Source organism: Alteromonas alvinellae, from assembly GCF_902705805.1.
Genome location: NZ_CACSIH010000099.1, coordinates 13,090 through 29,476 on the forward strand (window position 1 = coordinate 13,090; position 16,387 = coordinate 29,476).

Below are 16,387 nucleotides of genomic sequence, written 5' to 3' on the forward strand. Positions count from 1 at the left end.
GCGAGATAAATACTTAGTTTAGCTAAGTTGGAGTTTATCCATCAACAATACGGCTTGCGTACGCGTGTTGATCTCTAGCTTGCGAAGAATGGCACTAATGTGTGCTTTGATTGTGGCTTCCGTTACATTCATTTCGTGAGCGATTTGCTTATTCATTAAGCCTGCTCGTAAGTAAGAAAGCACTTGAATCTGTTTAGGTGTAAGTTCACGAAAGCGCTGAAGTAGAACTTTAAGCTCATCGTCAACTTTCTCTAGTTCTTCTTCCATACCTTCTGGAAGCCACTTTTTGCCACCAATAATGTCTACAATAGCCTGAGCAATTTCTCGCGTTTGCGACACTTTGGGAATAAAACCTTGAGCACCTAGGCTCATTACTTGAGCGACAACCTCAACAGTATCGCTGCCCGAAACAACACCAACAGGAATATTCGGATATTGCTCACGCAGCGTGATAAGGCCGTTAAAATATTCACCGCCAGGCATATTAAGGTCAAGAAGGATCAGCTCAACACCGTCGAATTCGTTTAGCTTCGCCATCGCGTCATCCAAGCTTCCTGCTTGAATTATCTGTGCGTTTTCAAAGTAAGGTTCCAACGCGCCGCTCAAAGCTTCGCGAAACAATGGGTGATCGTCTGCTACTAGAATTCTTGTCATTAGCGTTACTGCTTCTTTATTATATTATGAGAATAGATTAATACTTTAGATCAGTAACGAAAAGCCCTAAACCAGAAAAATCACGCAAAATATAACAATTTTGGTGTTTTCCATTGGCATTTATGTATCAAACGGTAAAATTGCGCCCCCAATTAGTTAATTGAAGACCCACTGTGAAGAAACACGACAATATATACGCAAAGGCACTCAATAAAGTAGATGATTTTAAATTTGACGAGTCTGTCGTTGATGTGTTTCCCGATATGATTCAGCGCTCAGTGCCTGGATACGAAACCATTGTTCACACCATAGGCGAATTGGCTAAAATTGCCGTTACGCCCAATACCGTCGTTTATGATCTTGGCTGTAGCCTTGGAGCCGCGAGTTTATCTGTAGCTAGATCGTTGCCCAATAATACATGCAAAATAGTAGGTATTGACGCATCTGAAGCAATGGTTGAACGATGCAAACGCGTTGTACAAACGTTTTCGCTACCAAACCCAATCTCCATTGAGTACGGGTATGCTCAAAACGTTGAAATAAACAACGCTTCAATGGTTGTAATGAACTTTACTTTACAATTCATTCCTCCAGATGACCGTGAGGCGCTATTAAAACGTATCTACGATGGGTTGAACCCTGGCGGCATGTTGGTGTTGTCTGAAAAAATTCGTCACCCTACCCTTAATGGAAATGAATTACTGATAGATTTACATCATCAATTTAAGCGCGACAACGGTTACAGCGAACTTGAGGTCAGCCAAAAACGTGCTGCGTTAGAGAAAGTAATGCTAACTGACACGTTCAGTGAGCATGAGAGCCGCTTAAAAAAGGTGGGGTTTGCCGATGTTGTAATGTGGTACAAGTGCTATAACTTCACATCTATGGTCGCTATTAAGGGTTAATCTCGAGCGCGTTGTCCATACGCACCATTTCGACTTTTAAAATATACAAAGAATATTATGAGTAAACTAGAACAGACTTGGTTTAACGATTGCTATAAATCGTTAATTGACAGCCCGCTATCACATTGGCTGCAAACGCTACCAGCACAAATGAATGACTGGCAGCGAAACGCCAAGCATGGTGAATTTGATAAATGGTGCCGCTTACTTAACAAATTACCCTCCACATATCCAAGCTTTGTTGATTTATCATCAAGCGTTTCCGTCGGCACCGAAAATGACGTTGATGAATATACTCAAAAGCAAATAGAGGGCCTGTTAAAGCAATTTATGCCGTGGCGAAAAGGTCCGTTTCACCTACATGGCATTCACATTGATACTGAGTGGCGTTCAGATTGGAAATGGGAGCGCGTGGCACCCCACATTGCCTCACTTAAGGATCGAAACGTATTGGATGTAGGCTGTGGTAGTGGTTATCACATGTGGCGAATGCTTGGCGAAGGTGCCAGCAAGGTAATTGGCATAGATCCTACCCAACTGTTTCTAATTCAATTTCACGCCATTAAACAATTTATTAGTAATACTGATGCCGTTGCCGACAACATACATTTTCTGCCTATGGGCATTGAAGATATGCAGCCGCTGAAAGCTTTCGACACTGTGTTTTCTATGGGTGTACTTTACCACCGTAAAGACCCAATGGCGTTTCTGCAGCAACTTAAAGACCAGCTAAGAAAAGGTGGCGAGTTGATACTTGAAACACTTGTAGTAGATGGTGATGAAAACACAGTGTTGATGGCTGGTGAACGCTATGCACAAATGCGAAATGTGTGGTTCTTACCGAGCACTGCAGCCCTCTCTGTTTGGTTAGGCCGCTTAGGCTTTGAAAATATTCGCGTTGTAGATATCAACCACACAACCCTAGATGAGCAGCGCGCAACGCCTTGGATGGAAACCCAATCTTTGAAAGATTTTCTCGATCCGGAAGATATTACTCGCACTATCGAAGGTTACCCTGCACCACAAAGGGCCGTTATTGTCGCTAACAAGAAGTAAATCGTAAGACCACGCCTCTGTTACCCTATTGGCACAAATGTTGTTATCTTAATCAAGAAGAACGTGCGAATTCTGCATTGATTAAGGTGACAACATGGATATACATGGCTTTCTAACGACGCATCAATTGCCAAGTACCTATGCAGAAACTGCACAAAAATGGTTCACCCCATTATGTGAGCAACTGCTTAAGCACCAAGACGGTGCAACACAACCATTTATCGTGGGCATAAATGGCAGTCAGGGTTCAGGTAAATCAACTCTGACCAGTTTTATCGAGTCCTTCCTTACTTCGGTCCACAACAAAAAAGTGGTATCACTTTCCATTGACGATTTTTACTACGACCAATCGCAGCGAAATGCGCTAGCGATAAAAGTGCACCCGCTTCTATCAACTCGTGGGGTACCGGGTACCCATGACATTTCTCTAGCGTTAAATACGTTTCGCAGTTTAGAAAAAGGCACGCGTACATCGCTGCCCCGCTTTAACAAAGCTACAGATAACCCGATCCCCAAAGAACAGTGGCCTGTAATCGAATCTTCACCCGATTTCATCATACTTGAAGGATGGTGTGTGGGCGCTATTGCGCAAACATCTAGCGAACTTAAGCGGCCAGTAAACCACCTTGAAGAAGTAGAGGACCCATTGGGCATTTGGCGCTCTTTCGTAAACACTGAACTAGCGGGCGATTATCAAACGTTGTTCGACAAAATAGACTACCGCATTATGCTGAAAGCACCGAGTTTCGACTGTGTTTATCAATGGCGGCTAGAGCAAGAACATAAACTCGCCCAAAAAGCGTTAAAAGATAGCGATGGAGTGATGTCTGATGAAGAAGTGGCAAACTTTGTGCAACACTACCAACGCATCACTGAACACGCATTATGTCACTTGCCTGAAAAGTGCGACACCGTGTTTTATCTAGATGAAACAAGAACGATAACTAAACAGGAAGTAAAACGATGACGAAAACGCTTGTTTTCACCGATATGGACGGCACGCTGTTAGACCACCATACCTACTCTTTCGAGGCGGCGAAACCGGCTTTAACGGCATTAGAAAAAAAGGACATTCCCGTTATTCCCACTACCAGCAAAACCTTTGCTGAATTACAACCGCTGCGCGAGAGTATTGGTTTAGACGGGCCTTTTATTATTGAAAATGGCGCCGCTATTTTCATCCCTCATGGCTTTTTCAAACAAAAACCCAGCGGTACGGTTTGGATAGATGGCTACTGGTGTAAGGCGTTTATCTCAAACAAAAATTACTGGATTAAGCTACTTGAAAAAATAGGTAGCGAGTTTGACGGCAAGTATAAACAATTCTCAAAAATGTCGATTCAAGAAATTCAGGAATGTACTGGGCTTGACGAAAGGTCAGCGTCACTCGCTGCCAAACGCCAGTTTGGCGAACCGGTTTTGTGGCTTGGCACTGACGAAGAAAAACTACGCTTTTTAAAGGTAGTAAAAGATCGCGGTGCTTTCCCTCTGGAAGGCGGCCGCTTCATTCATATTTCAGGTAATTGCGATAAAGGCCAGGCCCTCAAGTGGCTGGCCAATGAATATCAAAAGCAAAATACCACCAAAGTTAACACTATTGCCCTTGGCGATGGTAAGAACGACGTTGCAATGCTTGAAGCAGCGCACGTCCCCATTCGCATTTTATCCCCGGTAAATCCTCCACCAGCAGTAAAAAAAGAAGAGGTTTATACCAGCACCCTAACCGGCCCTGAAGGCTGGAACGAAATGCTTACTCAATTGCTATCCCTATGATCAGGAGGACACATGGCTGATTTTTATCAAAATGGTGTGGTTACTACGTTACATAACTTAGCTCGTCGTCCTACCGAAGAGCTTGAAGCAGAACTTCTACAGTTTTCACAAAAGCGCCCTATGGCACTTATTTTACCGTCGCTCTTTTCTGAATTAGAAGGCGACGCACTTCCACATATCGTCGACGAATTAACAGACGTGCCCTACTTATCAGAAATTGTCATCGGTCTGGACCGAGCCAATGAAGAGCAGTACAAACACGCACTAAAATTTTTCGGCAAACTTCCTCAGCATCACAGAGTGCTATGGAACGACGGTCCTCGCCTTAAAGCACTTGATGAAGAGCTTCAGGCTCAAGGCTTGGCGCCAAAGGAGTTAGGTAAAGGCCGAAACGTTTGGTACTGCATGGGCTACGTACTAGCATCGAATCGTGCTGAGTCTGTTGCACTACACGATTGCGATATTGTTACCTATAACAAAGATTTGCTTGCCAAGCTTATCTACCCTGTAGCCAACCCAATGTTTAACTACGAGTTTTGTAAGGGTTACTATGCGCGTGTGGCTAACGGCAAAATTAATGGCCGCGTTTCTCGACTTCTTGTTACGCCATTACTTCGTGCATTAAAACGCATTATGGGAGACAACGAATACTTGGAGTTTATGGATAGCTTCCGCTATCCATTAGCGGGTGAATTTTCGTTTAGACGCGACGTACTAAACGATATTCGCATTCCAAGTGACTGGGGCTTAGAAATTGGTGTGCTTTCTGAAATGCACCGCAACTATTCGCACAACCGCCTGTGTCAGGCAGATATATGTGATATTTACGACCATAAACATCAGGATTTATCGCTTAATAACGACCAAGGTGGTTTGTCTAAAATGTCTATCGACATTACCAAAGCCATTTTCAGAAAACTTGCCACGCAAGGCTATACGTTTAGCAACGAAATGTTCCGTTCTATTAAAGCCACCTATTTCCGTATTGCGCTCGATTTTATAGAAACCTACCACAATGACGCGGTAATGAATGGTCTAAGCTTAGATATTCACAGCGAAGAAAAAGCAGTAGAAATGTTTGCCAGCAACATTATGAAAGCGGGGCAAAACTTTTTAGAAAACCCTATGGAAACACCGTTTATACCAAGCTGGAACCGTGTAACCAGTGCGGTACCCGATATCTTAGAGCGACTATTAGAAGCGGTTGAAGCCGATACTGCAGAATATATGGAGTAAGTAATATGGCATGGGACCATCTCCATGACAAAGTAAAACACCATTTAGAAAGCATTTATGCCGATGTATCGCTAGACGTCTCGTATGAGACGCTAGCGACGGATTTAATGAACACTATAGGCATTCAGCAGCAAACGGATATTGCTTCACCTCAGTCTCATCACAATTATTGGGATGAAGACGACATCATAATGATTACCTATGGTGATAGCGTTATTGATGAGGGTGAGCGCCCCTTGGTTACGTTAAATAAGTTCTTACACCGCTATTGTAAGAACACGGTAAATAACGTTCATATTTTACCGTTTTTTCCGTACAGTTCGGACGATGGGTTTTCGGTGATTGACTATTCAACCGTTAACGAGGCATTAGGCTCATGGGACGACATAGAAGCTATTGCCGCTGACTATGGGCTAATGACGGATTTAGTGATAAATCACTGTTCTGCAAGAAGCGTGTGGTTTGATAACTTTGTGAAGGGTGAAGGACCAGGATCTGACTTTTTCTTCACAGCAGACCCATCTGATGACCTCTCCATGGTAACTCGCCCTCGTGTGTCGCCCTTGCTGCGTGAAACGGAAACCGCGCACGGCACCAAACATGTATGGTGTACCTTCAGTCACGACCAAGTTGATTTTGACTTTAGAAACCCCAAAGTATTGCTAGCGTTTATTGATATTATAAAATTGTATATTGATAAAGGCGCTAAGCTATTTCGCTTAGATGCTGTGGCTTTCCTTTGGAAAATTGTTGGCACTAACTGCATCAACTTGTTCCAAACCCATGAAGTCATACGTTTGATCCGAACGCTGATTGAACATGTTGATCCATCAATCATAATCATTACCGAAACCAATATTCCCAACAGGGAAAACCTAACGTATTTTGGTAATGCTAACGAAGCCCATGCTATCTACAACTTTTCGCTTCCGCCCTTACTTGTAAATACATTAGTGACGGGTGATTGTACGTATTTGAAAAGCTGGATGATGAGTATGCCACCGGCGCAAAACGGCACAGCCTACTTTAACTTCATCGCTTCGCACGATGGTATTGGCTTTCGTCCGGCGGAAGGCCTACTGTCAGATGAAGAAATTTCAGAGCTTGTGCACACCATGCAGCACTTTGGCGGCAAGGTGTCGTGGCGCGCTTCTGATCACGGTCAGCAAAAGCCTTACGAGATAAACATCACCCTGTTCGACGCGCTGCAAGGAACCACCAAGGGCCCTGATAAATATCAAGTGGATCGATTTATTTGTGCTCACGCCATCATGTTAGGTATGGAAGGTATACCAGGAATTTACATCCACAGTTTACTCGGCACATCCAACGATTACGAAAAAGTCGCTAATACAGGACAAAATCGTTCAATCAACAGAAAACGTTGGGACTTTAACGAATTAGAGGCTCTGTTAGACTCGCCCTTTTCACAGCATCATAAAGTACTCACTCGAATCTCGCAGCTTATACGCATACGTAAAGCGCAGCCCGCATTTCACCCCAATGCAACGCAGTTTACATTGCAGCTTGGTAATCAATTATTTGGCTACTGGCGACAAAGTCTCGATAGAAAGCAAAGTATTTTCTGTATTAGTAATATTTCAGACGAAGAACAAACAATTTTGCTGTCTGACATAAATCTTATTGGCACAGATAATTGGATTGATCTCATCACCCGTGACGAGATAGCCCTTTCTAGTGGTTTCTTACAAATGAAGCCTTATCAAGTGCTGTGGATCAGCAACCAAGATTTTGAATGAATCTTTGAGCTTATAACGCCAGTCGACTGATAAATCTACCGCGGTAAGGATACTGCGGTGTTATGCTTGTCACACGAGTTAGCAAATCAAAAGTTTGTAATGCAAGAAATTAATACCTTTTTTTTCGATTTAGATGGAACCTTGGTGGACTCTGTTCCTGATTTGGCAACTGCGTTAAATCAAACATTAAACGACTACCAATTACCAACGTATAACGAGCAGACAATTAGACACTGGGTTGGAAATGGTGCCCGTGTTTTGGTAGAACGCGGATTGAGCGGCAACGCAGAGATCAGACACCATTACACATCAAACGAGATTGATGCCGCTTTAGAAAAATTTCTTTTCTATTACCGAACGCTAGATACTAAAAGTACAGTGCTGTTTGATGGCGTGTTCGCAACACTTCACGCGCTAAAAGAACAAGGGTTCACGCTAGCATTAATCACTAATAAACCTTCGGAATTTATTGAGCCTATTCTTTCATCGTTCTCAATATTTTCATTGTTTTCGCTTACCATTGGCGGTGATAGTTTACCGGAAAAAAAGCCTTCTTCCCTTCCCCTTCTGCACGCCTGTGAAAAGCTTAGTGTTTCGCCCTCACAGTGTGTAATGGTTGGAGATTCTAAAAATGACATTGTTGCCGCAAAAGCCGCGAACATAAAAAGTATAGGGCTTACCTACGGGTATAACTATGGTGAGAGCATCGCAAAATATAAACCTAACTGGGTTTTCGACGATTTTGAAGAGATATTAACGCTCGCTTCTTAATTTATCTGACATAGCCGTTGATACAACTTCAATTGCGTCGTTTACGCATACTTTCTTTTATTTCACGCTTTAACCTTTGGTATAAGGCCGCTTTTTCTGTAATATCCGCGTGTTAAATCATTTCATGGAGTTGCTGGTATGTCATCTAAATGGCTTTCACTAGAAGAAGCCCTCACTAAAGCATTAGACGCTGCAAAAGCGATAAACGACGTTGAGCAAGTGAGCATTTTTGACGCCAACAACCGCATCTTGGCCCTAGATGTAACTGCCCACGTTGATGTCCCGCCATGGGATAATTCAGCAATGGATGGCTATGCCGTAAATGCGGAAGATCTCAAACACAGTGAAAAACTCGAAGTACAGGGTGTAATTACAGCTGGCATGAGTGCTGATGAGCCGCTTGAAAAAGGCAAAGCATTTAAAATAATGACGGGGGCCCCGGTGCCTGCCAATGCTAACGCCGTTGTAATGGTAGAGAATACCGAAAGTCATGATGGCGCGGTTTTGATCAATAAAATTCCATCGGCGCAAGAGAATATACGTAAAAAGGCCAATGATATCGCTAGTGGCGATACACTAATAAGCAAGGGCACGCGCCTTCACGCCGAACACCTTATGCTGCTGTCCTCCCAAGGAAACAGTAAGGTGGCAGTATTCAGAAAACTTCGCGTTGGTGTAGTCGCGACTGGTTCTGAACTTGCTGCACCTGGCGAACCCTGTAAATCGACACAAATTTTCGAGTCTAATCGCGTTGGTGTAAGCAGCATTTTAAGCAATGAAAACGTAGAGCTTGTTGATTTCGGCATTGTAGAAGACGACGAAGCTTCTTTGCGTAAACTCTTCATTGAGGCGAGCGAGCGTGTAGATGTAATGGTAAGTAGCGGTGGTGTATCTGTGGGCGATGCCGACTATGTAAAAGATATCATCGCTGAATTGGGCACTATCGACTTTTGGAAAGTCGCAGTTAAACCGGGTAAACCCTTTGCTCTGGGTAAAATAAACAACACCTTGTTTTGCGGTTTGCCGGGCAATCCTGTGTCTTCATTTGTTACCGCAAAATTATTGGTTGTGCCTGTTATCAAAAAAATGCAAGGGCAAGTACAACCGCACGAGCCGTTCTTTGTTAACGCTAGCATTACGACACCTCTTAAGCGACGTGCAGGCCGCCGAGACTTTCAGCGTGCAACCATGGTAAGAAATAATCAAGGTGAATGGGAAGTCACACCATTTAAGTCACAAAGCTCTGGCGTTATGACTTCAATCACTTCTGCTAACTGCCTAATGGTAGTACATGAAGATATAAGTGAGTTAAAAGTTGGCGATACGGTTCCGGTTATACCGCTACATTTTTAACAAGTTCGTTGTTGAAACGCTACTTCGTTAAGGCTTTTAAGCTCGTTTTTATTTTCTGCATTTTTATCGCCCTAGGCGACCCATATAGAGACACATTACCGTGAATAAGAAACGCTTTCTTTTAGAAGGAAGAGACATTTTAAAACTAGCATGGCCATTGTTGGTTGCGCAGATTACTCAAATGCTAATGGGCGTTAGCGATACTATTATGGCTGGGCGTTACAGTGCAACCGACATGGCTGCGGTAGCACTTGGATTTAGCATCACTGTGCCACTGCTTTGCTTTATACAGGGTATAGCGCTGGCACTTCCCCCAATCATTTCACGGTTGCAGGGAAACAAAAATTTAAGTGGTATTGCCGACGCAAGTCAGCAAGCTGGTTATCTGGTTTTCTTTGTGGGATTAGCGGTAGCAGGCTTAATTCCATTTACTGAAAGCATAGTCGCGCTGTTCCCTATGGCGCCCGAGCTATTTAGCATTACCGTAGACTACGTACTTTATGTGCTGTTCGCTATGCCTGGATTTGCACTTTACCAATGGCTTAGAAACTATTGTGAAGGCTTGGGTAAAACCAAACCCACTATGATTATTACAGTTATCGGGCTGATGGCGAACATTGTAGGGAACTACCTGTTTATCTATGGTGTAGGCCCATTACCAGCTATGGGCGGTGCGGGTTGTGGTATTGCAACGGCCATTGTTATTTACACTATGCTTATAGCAACCGTTATCTATGTTCGTTTTGCCCCTGCCCTGCAAAAGTACAATTTGTTCGGACAATTGTATAAACCTAACATGGTAACCATAAATCGCACCTTCAAAATGGGCTTGCCCATTGCTATGACTATCCTGTTTGAAGTGACGCTGTTTTCACTGGTTGCGTTGTTATTAGCCCCTTTTGGTGCCACAACGGTAGCGGCCCACCAAGTCGCACTGAATTTCTCGGCCCTGATGTTCATGTTTCCTATGAGCATTGGTATGGCAGCAGCAATTCGCATTGGCTATCGCATAGGGCAAAATAATCCACGACAGGCAAAAATTGCAGCTCGAACCGCTATTCTGATCGGTTTTTTCACCGCTGCGTGTACGGCTAGCTTCACCCTGCTAGCAAAGGGATTCATCATTGGCCTGTACACCAGCGACGAAGCCGTATATACCTTGGCAAATGCGTTATTGATTTATGCGGCGTTATTCCAATTGTCTGATGCGGTTCAAGTGATTTCGGCTAATGCATTACGCGGCTATAAAGACACAACAGCGATGTTTATTATTACCTTTGTGTCCTACTGGTTAATAGGTCTACCTACAGGCGTTATTTTAGGTAGAACAAACTGGATAACGGCAGAACCAATGGCCGCAGCAGGGTTTTGGATTGGCTTCATTGTAGGATTGAGTACTGCAGCTGTTATGCTAGGTGCACGCCTTCTTTACATCCAAAGGCCCAGTGCTGCGCATCATATCGCGAATGCATAACCGTTCAATTGAACCAAAGCAGTTACCCCCTGCTTTTTAGTTTGTCCCAGTCTTGTGGCGTGTCTATATCAAATTGTGCGTTAGGTATAGACACAGCCGTTACCCTACCTAATTTCGCATACTTCTTAATAACCGGCTTAGCCCCCATATCGCCACTTAGCGCTAGCAGTTCACTAAATACCGCTTCAGGAAAGATAGCAGGCACGGTTAATCGACTATTGTTCTCTCCCTGCTTTTGCCATTCACTACATACTATGTGATTAGGGTTCGCATAAGAAGCGTTGATAAGGCGAACGAAGTCTTGTGCATTAATACTCGGCAAATCGGCCAACGTGAATAGCACATGAGTAGGTCTTGTACACGAGCCCTTTGCTGTCGGGGATACTGATTTCGACAGTGATGAATGGCTTAAAAGATGCGTGAGTCCAGTGCGAATACTTGATGCAAGGCCTTCATCCCAATTAGCGTTGTGAACGATACTGATGGGTAGTTCAGAAACCTTACATGGGGAATGTTTTAGCTGCGAATTTACGGAATCATGCCATCTACCCGTAACAACGGTAATGGGTAATTCACTGGTTAACGCTAAGTCATTGCGCGCACTAACTACCTCCCCCACACTGTGTTGTATAAGAGAAAGCGCAGAAATTGGGTGTTCCGATAAAAGCTTATTACCCTTGTAGCGAGCGCTCTTTCCGCCCGCCAACACCACGAGTGCTACGGCATAATTTTCCGACTTCAATTCAATATCCGTTATATCAAAGAAATAAAACGTGACACGTCAAAGGGCTTAGCGGCTTCTGCTAAGCCCTTTGATAGCAGCCGTTAACCCTTCAAGCGTTAGCCCATACATTCTGTCTTCCATAATTTCACGAATAATTTTGATAGACGAATAATACGGCCAATAATTCTCAGCTTGCGGATTAAGCCACACAGCGTTGTTAAAGTGGTTCAATAAACGCTGCATCCACACACTGCCCGGCTCTTCATTCCAATGCTCTACACTGCCACCTGGATACGTTATTTCATACGGTCCCATGGTAGCGTCTCCTACGAAAATAACCTTGTAGTCTTTTCCGTAGCGATGAATGATATCCCAAATAGGAATGCGTTCTTTATTGCGACGAAGGTTATCTTTCCACACCTCCTCATACACGCAGTTGTGGAAATAAAAGTACTCTAAGTATTTAAACTCGCTTTGTACCGCAGAGAAAAGCTCTTGAGTACTTTTTACGTGTGGGTCCATAGAGCCGCCCACATCAAAAAACATCAACACTTTTACCGCATTGTGACGTTCTGGTGACATGTGGATATCGAGTAAACCGCCTTTTTTAGCTGTCTCACCTATGGTTGTTGGCACATCTAGCTGCTCACTTGCGCCTGTGCGAGCAAACTTGCGTAGCTTCCTAAGGGCCACTTTTATGTTACGCGTACCCAGTTCTACATCAGAGCTTAGGTTTTTAAACTCGCGTTTATCCCATACTTTTACTGCCGAAAACTTTCTATTGCCCTTTTGCCCTATTCGCACACCTTCTGGATTGTCGCCATAAGCGCCAAACGGGGATGTTCCGCCGGTGCCCACCCATTTATTTCCACCTTGGTGACGCTTTTCTTGTTCTTCTAAGCGCTTTTTCAACGTTTCCATCAGTTCTTCAAGGCCACCGGCGTTACGCAGTGCCTCACGCTCTTCAGGGCTTAAATTTTTCTCAATTTCCTTACGCAGCCATTCCTCAGGAATCTCTTTGCCAAACAAATCGACAGATTCAACACCTTCAAAATACTCCGCAAACGCTCTGTCGAACTTATCGTACTGAGTTTCGTCCTTCACCATTATGGTACGCGACAAACTGTAGAACGCTTCGATATCGGCATACACCACGTGCTTTTCAAGCGCACTAAGCAAATCCAGCAACTCGCGCAGCGTGGTTTTAACCTGATATTTTCGCAGTGTATAAAAAAACTGAATAAGCATTAGCGACGCGCCATAAAGACCAGTTTTTCAAACAAATGTATGTCTTGTTCGTTTTTCAGCAGTGCCCCATAAAGCGGTGGAATAGCAGCTTTTCCGTCTTTTGAGTGAAGCGCTTCTGGTGGAATATCTTCAGCAACCAAGAGCTTAAGCCAGTCGATAAGTTCAGAGGTAGAAGGCTTTTTCTTAAGCCCTGGTACATCGCGAATTTCAAAGAAGGCCTTTAACGCTTCATCAAGCAGCTTTTTCTTTAAATTTGGGAAATGTACGTTAACGATTTCTTGCATTTCCTCTGGATTCGGGAACTGAATGTAGTGGAAGAAACAACGGCGCAAGAAAGCATCTGGCAGCTCTTTTTCGTTGTTCGATGTAATAATAACAATAGGACGCTGCTTCGCTACTACGCGTTCTTGTGTTTCGTATACGAAGAATTCCATCTTATCGAGCTCTAGCAGCAAGTCGTTGGGAAACTCAATGTCAGCTTTATCAATTTCATCAATTAATAGTACCGGGCGCTTTTCTGCGCTAAAGGCTTCCCATAATTTACCTTTTACGATGTAGTTGCTGATATCGTGAACGCGATCATCACCAAGTTGAGAGTCGCGAAGACGTGATACTGCGTCGTATTCGTACAAACCTTGCTGTGCTTTAGTGGTTGATTTAATGTGCCACTGAATTAGTTCGGTGCCTAAACTCTCGGCCAATTCTTCAGCAAGCATGGTTTTGCCTGTGCCCGGCTCGCCTTTAATTAAAAGCGGACGCTCTAGAGTAATAGCTGCGTTAACCGCCAGCTGTAAGTCTTTGGTTGCGATATAATTAGACGTGCCACTAAAAGCCATTATTGTTGTACTCCGTATAATTTTTCGTCTTTGCAATTTTAACTATAATGTCAAGGCCTTCTCATGATTGCCCATAGATATAACATATAGCTAAAAAGCACTTTGCATTTTACTGATTGGGACCAATGATATAGGGGTATGACGAAATCCCCTAATTCAGGCTGTGAATTATTAACTATCACACGCGTTGAATTATTAACTACTAAAAAGGTCGTACAGATCACGACAGACGGGGTTTCCTATAAAATAAGGAACGAGGTAAGGATTTATAATGAACGTATTTGACGACAATTCCCTATCTATTGGCCGCACGCCACTAGTTAAGCTAAATCGCGTAACATCAGGTAATGTATACGCAAAAATTGAATCGCGTAACCCAAGCTTCAGCGTTAAGTGCCGTATTGGCGCAAACATGATTTGGGATGCTGAAAAACGCGGTGTCCTTACCGAAGGTAAAGAAATTGTAGAGCCGACCAGTGGTAACACAGGTATCGCTTTGGCGTTTGTTGCAGCGTCTCGCGGTTATAAGCTAACGCTAACCATGCCTAGCAGCATGAGCCTTGAGCGTCGCAAACTTCTAAAAGCTTTGGGCGCAAACCTTGTTCTTACTGAAGCGCCTAAGGGCATGAAAGGTGCCGTTGCCGCTGCACAAGAAATTGTGGCATCAGCTCCAGACAAATATGTATTGCTTCAACAGTTCGACAACCCGGCAAACCCAGCTATACACGAAAAAACCACCGGCCCTGAAATTTGGGAAGATACCGATGGTAAAGTAGATGCATTCGTAGCTGGCGTTGGTACGGGTGGTACTATTACGGGTGTAAGTCGCTACCTTAAGAATACAAAAGGTAAAGCGATCACTTCAATTGCCGTTGAGCCAACAGACTCTCCAGTAATTACCCAAGCGCTTGCGGGCGAAGAATTAACCCCTGGCCCACACAAAATTCAGGGGATTGGCGCAGGTTTCATTCCAGGTAACCTAGACCTAGACCTAATTGACGAAGTTGAGCAAGTTACCAACGAAGAATGTATGGACATGGCGCGCAAGCTAATGACTGATGAAGGTATTCTTGCGGGTATTTCTTCTGGTGCTGCCGTTGTTGCTGCGAAGCGATATGCTGAACGCCCAGAAAACAAAGATAAAGTGGTTGTAGTACTTCTAGCAAGCGGCACAGAACGTTACCTAAGTAGCCCTCTGTTTGCTGGTGCGTTCGACGAACAAGAAGAAGTTCAATAACCTTCTCGCTATTTTATTAATTCATAAACGAGGCCTTGCGCCTCGTTTTTTTATGCATCAAATTAAATCATTTTATAGCGATAGCTAAATGGCTTTTTTGCCCCTTTGCTTTTACACTGATTTTTGTGAATAATCCGCTATGCAAACATCTACGCAGTCGATTAGTTGACTTCGTAAAGATATGAAACTATCAATAAGAAACGGACCTCTTTAGTTTAAGGTAACCCAAATGAAAACGCGTATGTGGTACGCCCTATTCGGGCTTTTTACAGTTTTGATTTTATCGGCGTGTGGTGAAAAGAAAGAAGGCATTGGACGCTACGGGATGCTTGATGAGAGCACACCTGAATACACCACAGTTATGTTCCTAAAAAGTGTTTACGAAGATGATAATTTAGACACAGCTATTCAACTTTCCAGCGAAAAAATGTCGCGCATACTCACGCGATATCACACGAACAGCAACGTTCAGCGCCATCTGCTTAATTTGAAGTACGACACGGTAACAGTTACTCCACAAAGTGCAGGTAAAATAGGCAGAAACGAGTTTTCAGAAAAGTCGACCATCACCGTATTTTTAAGCGGCAATTACAATGGTGAAAAAGTAGAAGACTTAAGAAGCCTTGATTTGATCAAGGAAGACGGTGAGTGGAAGGTAAACAAAATTCACCCTGATGCCTATTTATAACAATCAAACCAAATACTGTTTTTATATACAGCTCACCAATTTTACGATAAGTAAAAATAAAAAGGATATTTTCCGGCTTTTAAGCTCAGTTACATTTATCTTTTGTTTAATGTGTTGTTTTGGAGTGATAACTTAGAACAACACAAAACTGATATACGGAATTTTTCCACCTTGCATAAAGGATTTTTTCCGTATACTAAATTGTTAGGCACCTACGGACACTTTGAATGGATTCAGACATTAAATTAGATATCAGCTTCAGATTCTTTTCGCTTTCAGAAGAATTAGCCAACGAAATCAAATCAATTGATGAAGCCTCATCTTGTAGACCAAACAGAAAATTGGGTGGTTTTGTAGTGTGTGTGCCGCTAACTCCATCAACACTGGAATTTGTAGCAAGTTTCGTAACTTCACATAATGTAGAAGTGGAAAATACAGATATCTTCGTTTCATTTGCAACTGAATACGATTCACGAATCATAACTTTGCCAAATATTATCTCTAAGGCTTCTTTTTCTATTGGCTCACCAGTCACACTATCGTATACAGTGGGTTAGGCGCATAACAAAACACTAAAGGCGCTCTCAAGCTTATCTCGCTGGGACGCATTTACGCGGGGCCGCTCCGCTATTATGCCCTACGTGCGTATTTCGGTGAATCCGATCGGTCGTT

The 16,387-nt window shown here is 43.4% G+C and carries 16 protein-coding genes; 12 read left to right on the forward strand and 4 right to left on the reverse strand.

The genetic code is table 11. From position 1 onward, the window contains the following. Nucleotides 1-18: 18 nt before the first annotated feature. A complete protein-coding gene (locus tag ACX5KA_RS06530; RefSeq protein WP_014949677.1) occupies nucleotides 19-654 on the reverse strand; it encodes a response regulator transcription factor in 636 nt (211 codons plus the stop codon). A gap of 173 nt (nucleotides 655-827) precedes the next feature. Here ACX5KA_RS06530 and cmoA point away from each other — a divergent pair, with 173 nt between their 5' ends. The 9 genes from cmoA to ACX5KA_RS06575 all read left to right on the forward strand — a co-directional run bounded on the left by cmoA (nucleotide 828) and on the right by ACX5KA_RS06575 (nucleotide 10,982). Next, on the forward strand, nucleotides 828-1,559 hold the full coding sequence (gene cmoA, locus ACX5KA_RS06535; RefSeq protein WP_458730706.1) for a carboxy-S-adenosyl-L-methionine synthase CmoA: 732 nt from the start codon (nucleotides 828-830) through the stop codon (nucleotides 1,557-1,559). 57 nt (nucleotides 1,560-1,616) lie between these two features. Continuing rightward, the gene (gene cmoB, locus ACX5KA_RS06540) at nucleotides 1,617-2,615 is read left to right on the forward strand and encodes a tRNA 5-methoxyuridine(34)/uridine 5-oxyacetic acid(34) synthase CmoB (RefSeq protein WP_458730707.1); all 999 of its coding nucleotides are present in this window, start codon (nucleotides 1,617-1,619) and stop codon (nucleotides 2,613-2,615) included. 94 nt (nucleotides 2,616-2,709) lie between these two features. Next, nucleotides 2,710-3,582: a kinase gene (locus ACX5KA_RS06545; RefSeq protein ID WP_458730708.1), complete on the forward strand. Its 873-nt coding sequence runs from the start codon at nucleotides 2,710-2,712 to the stop codon at nucleotides 3,580-3,582. Next, nucleotides 3,579-4,388: an HAD-IIB family hydrolase gene (locus tag ACX5KA_RS06550; protein WP_458730709.1), complete on the forward strand. Its 810-nt coding sequence runs from the start codon at nucleotides 3,579-3,581 to the stop codon at nucleotides 4,386-4,388. The genes ACX5KA_RS06545 and ACX5KA_RS06550 overlap by 4 nt, the downstream gene beginning before the upstream one ends. A 12-nt stretch (nucleotides 4,389-4,400) precedes the next feature. Then, nucleotides 4,401-5,624, forward strand: a complete 1,224-nt coding sequence (locus tag ACX5KA_RS06555) for a glycosyltransferase family protein (RefSeq protein ID WP_458730710.1) — start codon at nucleotides 4,401-4,403, stop codon at nucleotides 5,622-5,624. Between the two features lie 5 nt (nucleotides 5,625-5,629). Further along, entirely contained in the window at nucleotides 5,630-7,384 is a 1,755-nt protein-coding gene (locus ACX5KA_RS06560; protein ID WP_458730711.1) for a sugar phosphorylase, read from the forward strand. 99 nt (nucleotides 7,385-7,483) lie between these two features. Further along, nucleotides 7,484-8,155, forward strand: coding sequence for a phosphoglycolate phosphatase (locus tag ACX5KA_RS06565; RefSeq protein ID WP_458730712.1), 672 nt, complete (start codon nucleotides 7,484-7,486; stop codon nucleotides 8,153-8,155). 138 nt (nucleotides 8,156-8,293) lie between these two features. After that, entirely contained in the window at nucleotides 8,294-9,508 is a 1,215-nt protein-coding gene (gene moeA, locus ACX5KA_RS06570) for a molybdopterin molybdotransferase MoeA (RefSeq protein WP_458730713.1), read from the forward strand. A 100-nt stretch (nucleotides 9,509-9,608) separates the two neighbouring features. Continuing rightward, nucleotides 9,609-10,982, forward strand: coding sequence for an MATE family efflux transporter (locus tag ACX5KA_RS06575; RefSeq protein WP_458730714.1), 1,374 nt, complete (start codon nucleotides 9,609-9,611; stop codon nucleotides 10,980-10,982). Between the two features lie 22 nt (nucleotides 10,983-11,004). Here the strand turns inward: ACX5KA_RS06575 and ACX5KA_RS06580 are convergent, their stop codons facing one another. From ACX5KA_RS06580 to ACX5KA_RS06590, 3 genes are read right to left on the reverse strand one after another with little or no spacing between them, the layout of a single operon-like run. Beyond that, entirely contained in the window at nucleotides 11,005-11,724 is a 720-nt protein-coding gene (locus ACX5KA_RS06580; protein WP_039220757.1) for a nucleotidyltransferase family protein, read from the reverse strand. A gap of 48 nt (nucleotides 11,725-11,772) precedes the next feature. Then, nucleotides 11,773-12,954, reverse strand: coding sequence for a vWA domain-containing protein (locus ACX5KA_RS06585; RefSeq protein WP_039220755.1), 1,182 nt, complete (start codon nucleotides 12,952-12,954; stop codon nucleotides 11,773-11,775). After that, nucleotides 12,954-13,790: an AAA family ATPase gene (locus ACX5KA_RS06590; RefSeq protein WP_458730715.1), complete on the reverse strand. Its 837-nt coding sequence runs from the start codon at nucleotides 13,788-13,790 to the stop codon at nucleotides 12,954-12,956. The genes ACX5KA_RS06585 and ACX5KA_RS06590 overlap by 1 nt, the downstream gene beginning before the upstream one ends. A gap of 271 nt (nucleotides 13,791-14,061) precedes the next feature. On the opposite strand from ACX5KA_RS06590, the gene cysK reads away from it, so the two are divergent. From cysK to ACX5KA_RS06605, 3 genes are all read left to right on the forward strand, one after another. Next, nucleotides 14,062-15,027, forward strand: coding sequence for a cysteine synthase A (gene cysK / locus ACX5KA_RS06595; RefSeq protein WP_458730716.1), 966 nt, complete (start codon nucleotides 14,062-14,064; stop codon nucleotides 15,025-15,027). A 229-nt stretch (nucleotides 15,028-15,256) separates the two neighbouring features. Next, a complete protein-coding gene (locus ACX5KA_RS06600) occupies nucleotides 15,257-15,715 on the forward strand; it encodes a nuclear transport factor 2 family protein (protein WP_458730717.1) in 459 nt (152 codons plus the stop codon). 227 nt (nucleotides 15,716-15,942) lie between these two features. Further along, a complete protein-coding gene (locus ACX5KA_RS06605) occupies nucleotides 15,943-16,272 on the forward strand; it encodes a hypothetical protein (protein ID WP_039220747.1) in 330 nt (109 codons plus the stop codon). The last annotated feature ends 115 nt before the right edge of the window (nucleotides 16,273-16,387 follow it).

Excerpts from the sequence above, each read along its gene's own strand:
- ACX5KA_RS06585 (WP_039220755.1), bottom strand. The coding sequence starts at position 12,954 with ATGCTTATTCAGTTTTTTTATACACTGCGAAAATATCAGGTTAAAACC.
- ACX5KA_RS06605 (WP_039220747.1), top strand. The coding sequence starts at position 15,943 with ATGGATTCAGACATTAAATTAGATATCAGCTTCAGATTCTTTTCGCTT.
- ACX5KA_RS06560 (WP_458730711.1), top strand. The coding sequence starts at position 5,630 with ATGGCATGGGACCATCTCCATGACAAAGTAAAACACCATTTAGAAAGC.
- ACX5KA_RS06555 (WP_458730710.1), top strand. The coding sequence starts at position 4,401 with ATGGCTGATTTTTATCAAAATGGTGTGGTTACTACGTTACATAACTTA.
- moeA (WP_458730713.1), top strand. The coding sequence starts at position 8,294 with ATGTCATCTAAATGGCTTTCACTAGAAGAAGCCCTCACTAAAGCATTA.
- ACX5KA_RS06600 (WP_458730717.1), top strand. The coding sequence starts at position 15,257 with ATGAAAACGCGTATGTGGTACGCCCTATTCGGGCTTTTTACAGTTTTG.
- ACX5KA_RS06550 (WP_458730709.1), top strand. The coding sequence starts at position 3,579 with ATGACGAAAACGCTTGTTTTCACCGATATGGACGGCACGCTGTTAGAC.
- cmoB (WP_458730707.1), top strand. The coding sequence starts at position 1,617 with ATGAGTAAACTAGAACAGACTTGGTTTAACGATTGCTATAAATCGTTA.
- cysK (WP_458730716.1), top strand. The coding sequence starts at position 14,062 with ATGAACGTATTTGACGACAATTCCCTATCTATTGGCCGCACGCCACTA.
- ACX5KA_RS06565 (WP_458730712.1), top strand. The coding sequence starts at position 7,484 with ATGCAAGAAATTAATACCTTTTTTTTCGATTTAGATGGAACCTTGGTG.
- ACX5KA_RS06530 (WP_014949677.1), bottom strand. The coding sequence starts at position 654 with ATGACAAGAATTCTAGTAGCAGACGATCACCCATTGTTTCGCGAAGCT.
- ACX5KA_RS06590 (WP_458730715.1), bottom strand. The coding sequence starts at position 13,790 with ATGGCTTTTAGTGGCACGTCTAATTATATCGCAACCAAAGACTTACAG.
- ACX5KA_RS06545 (WP_458730708.1), top strand. The coding sequence starts at position 2,710 with ATGGATATACATGGCTTTCTAACGACGCATCAATTGCCAAGTACCTAT.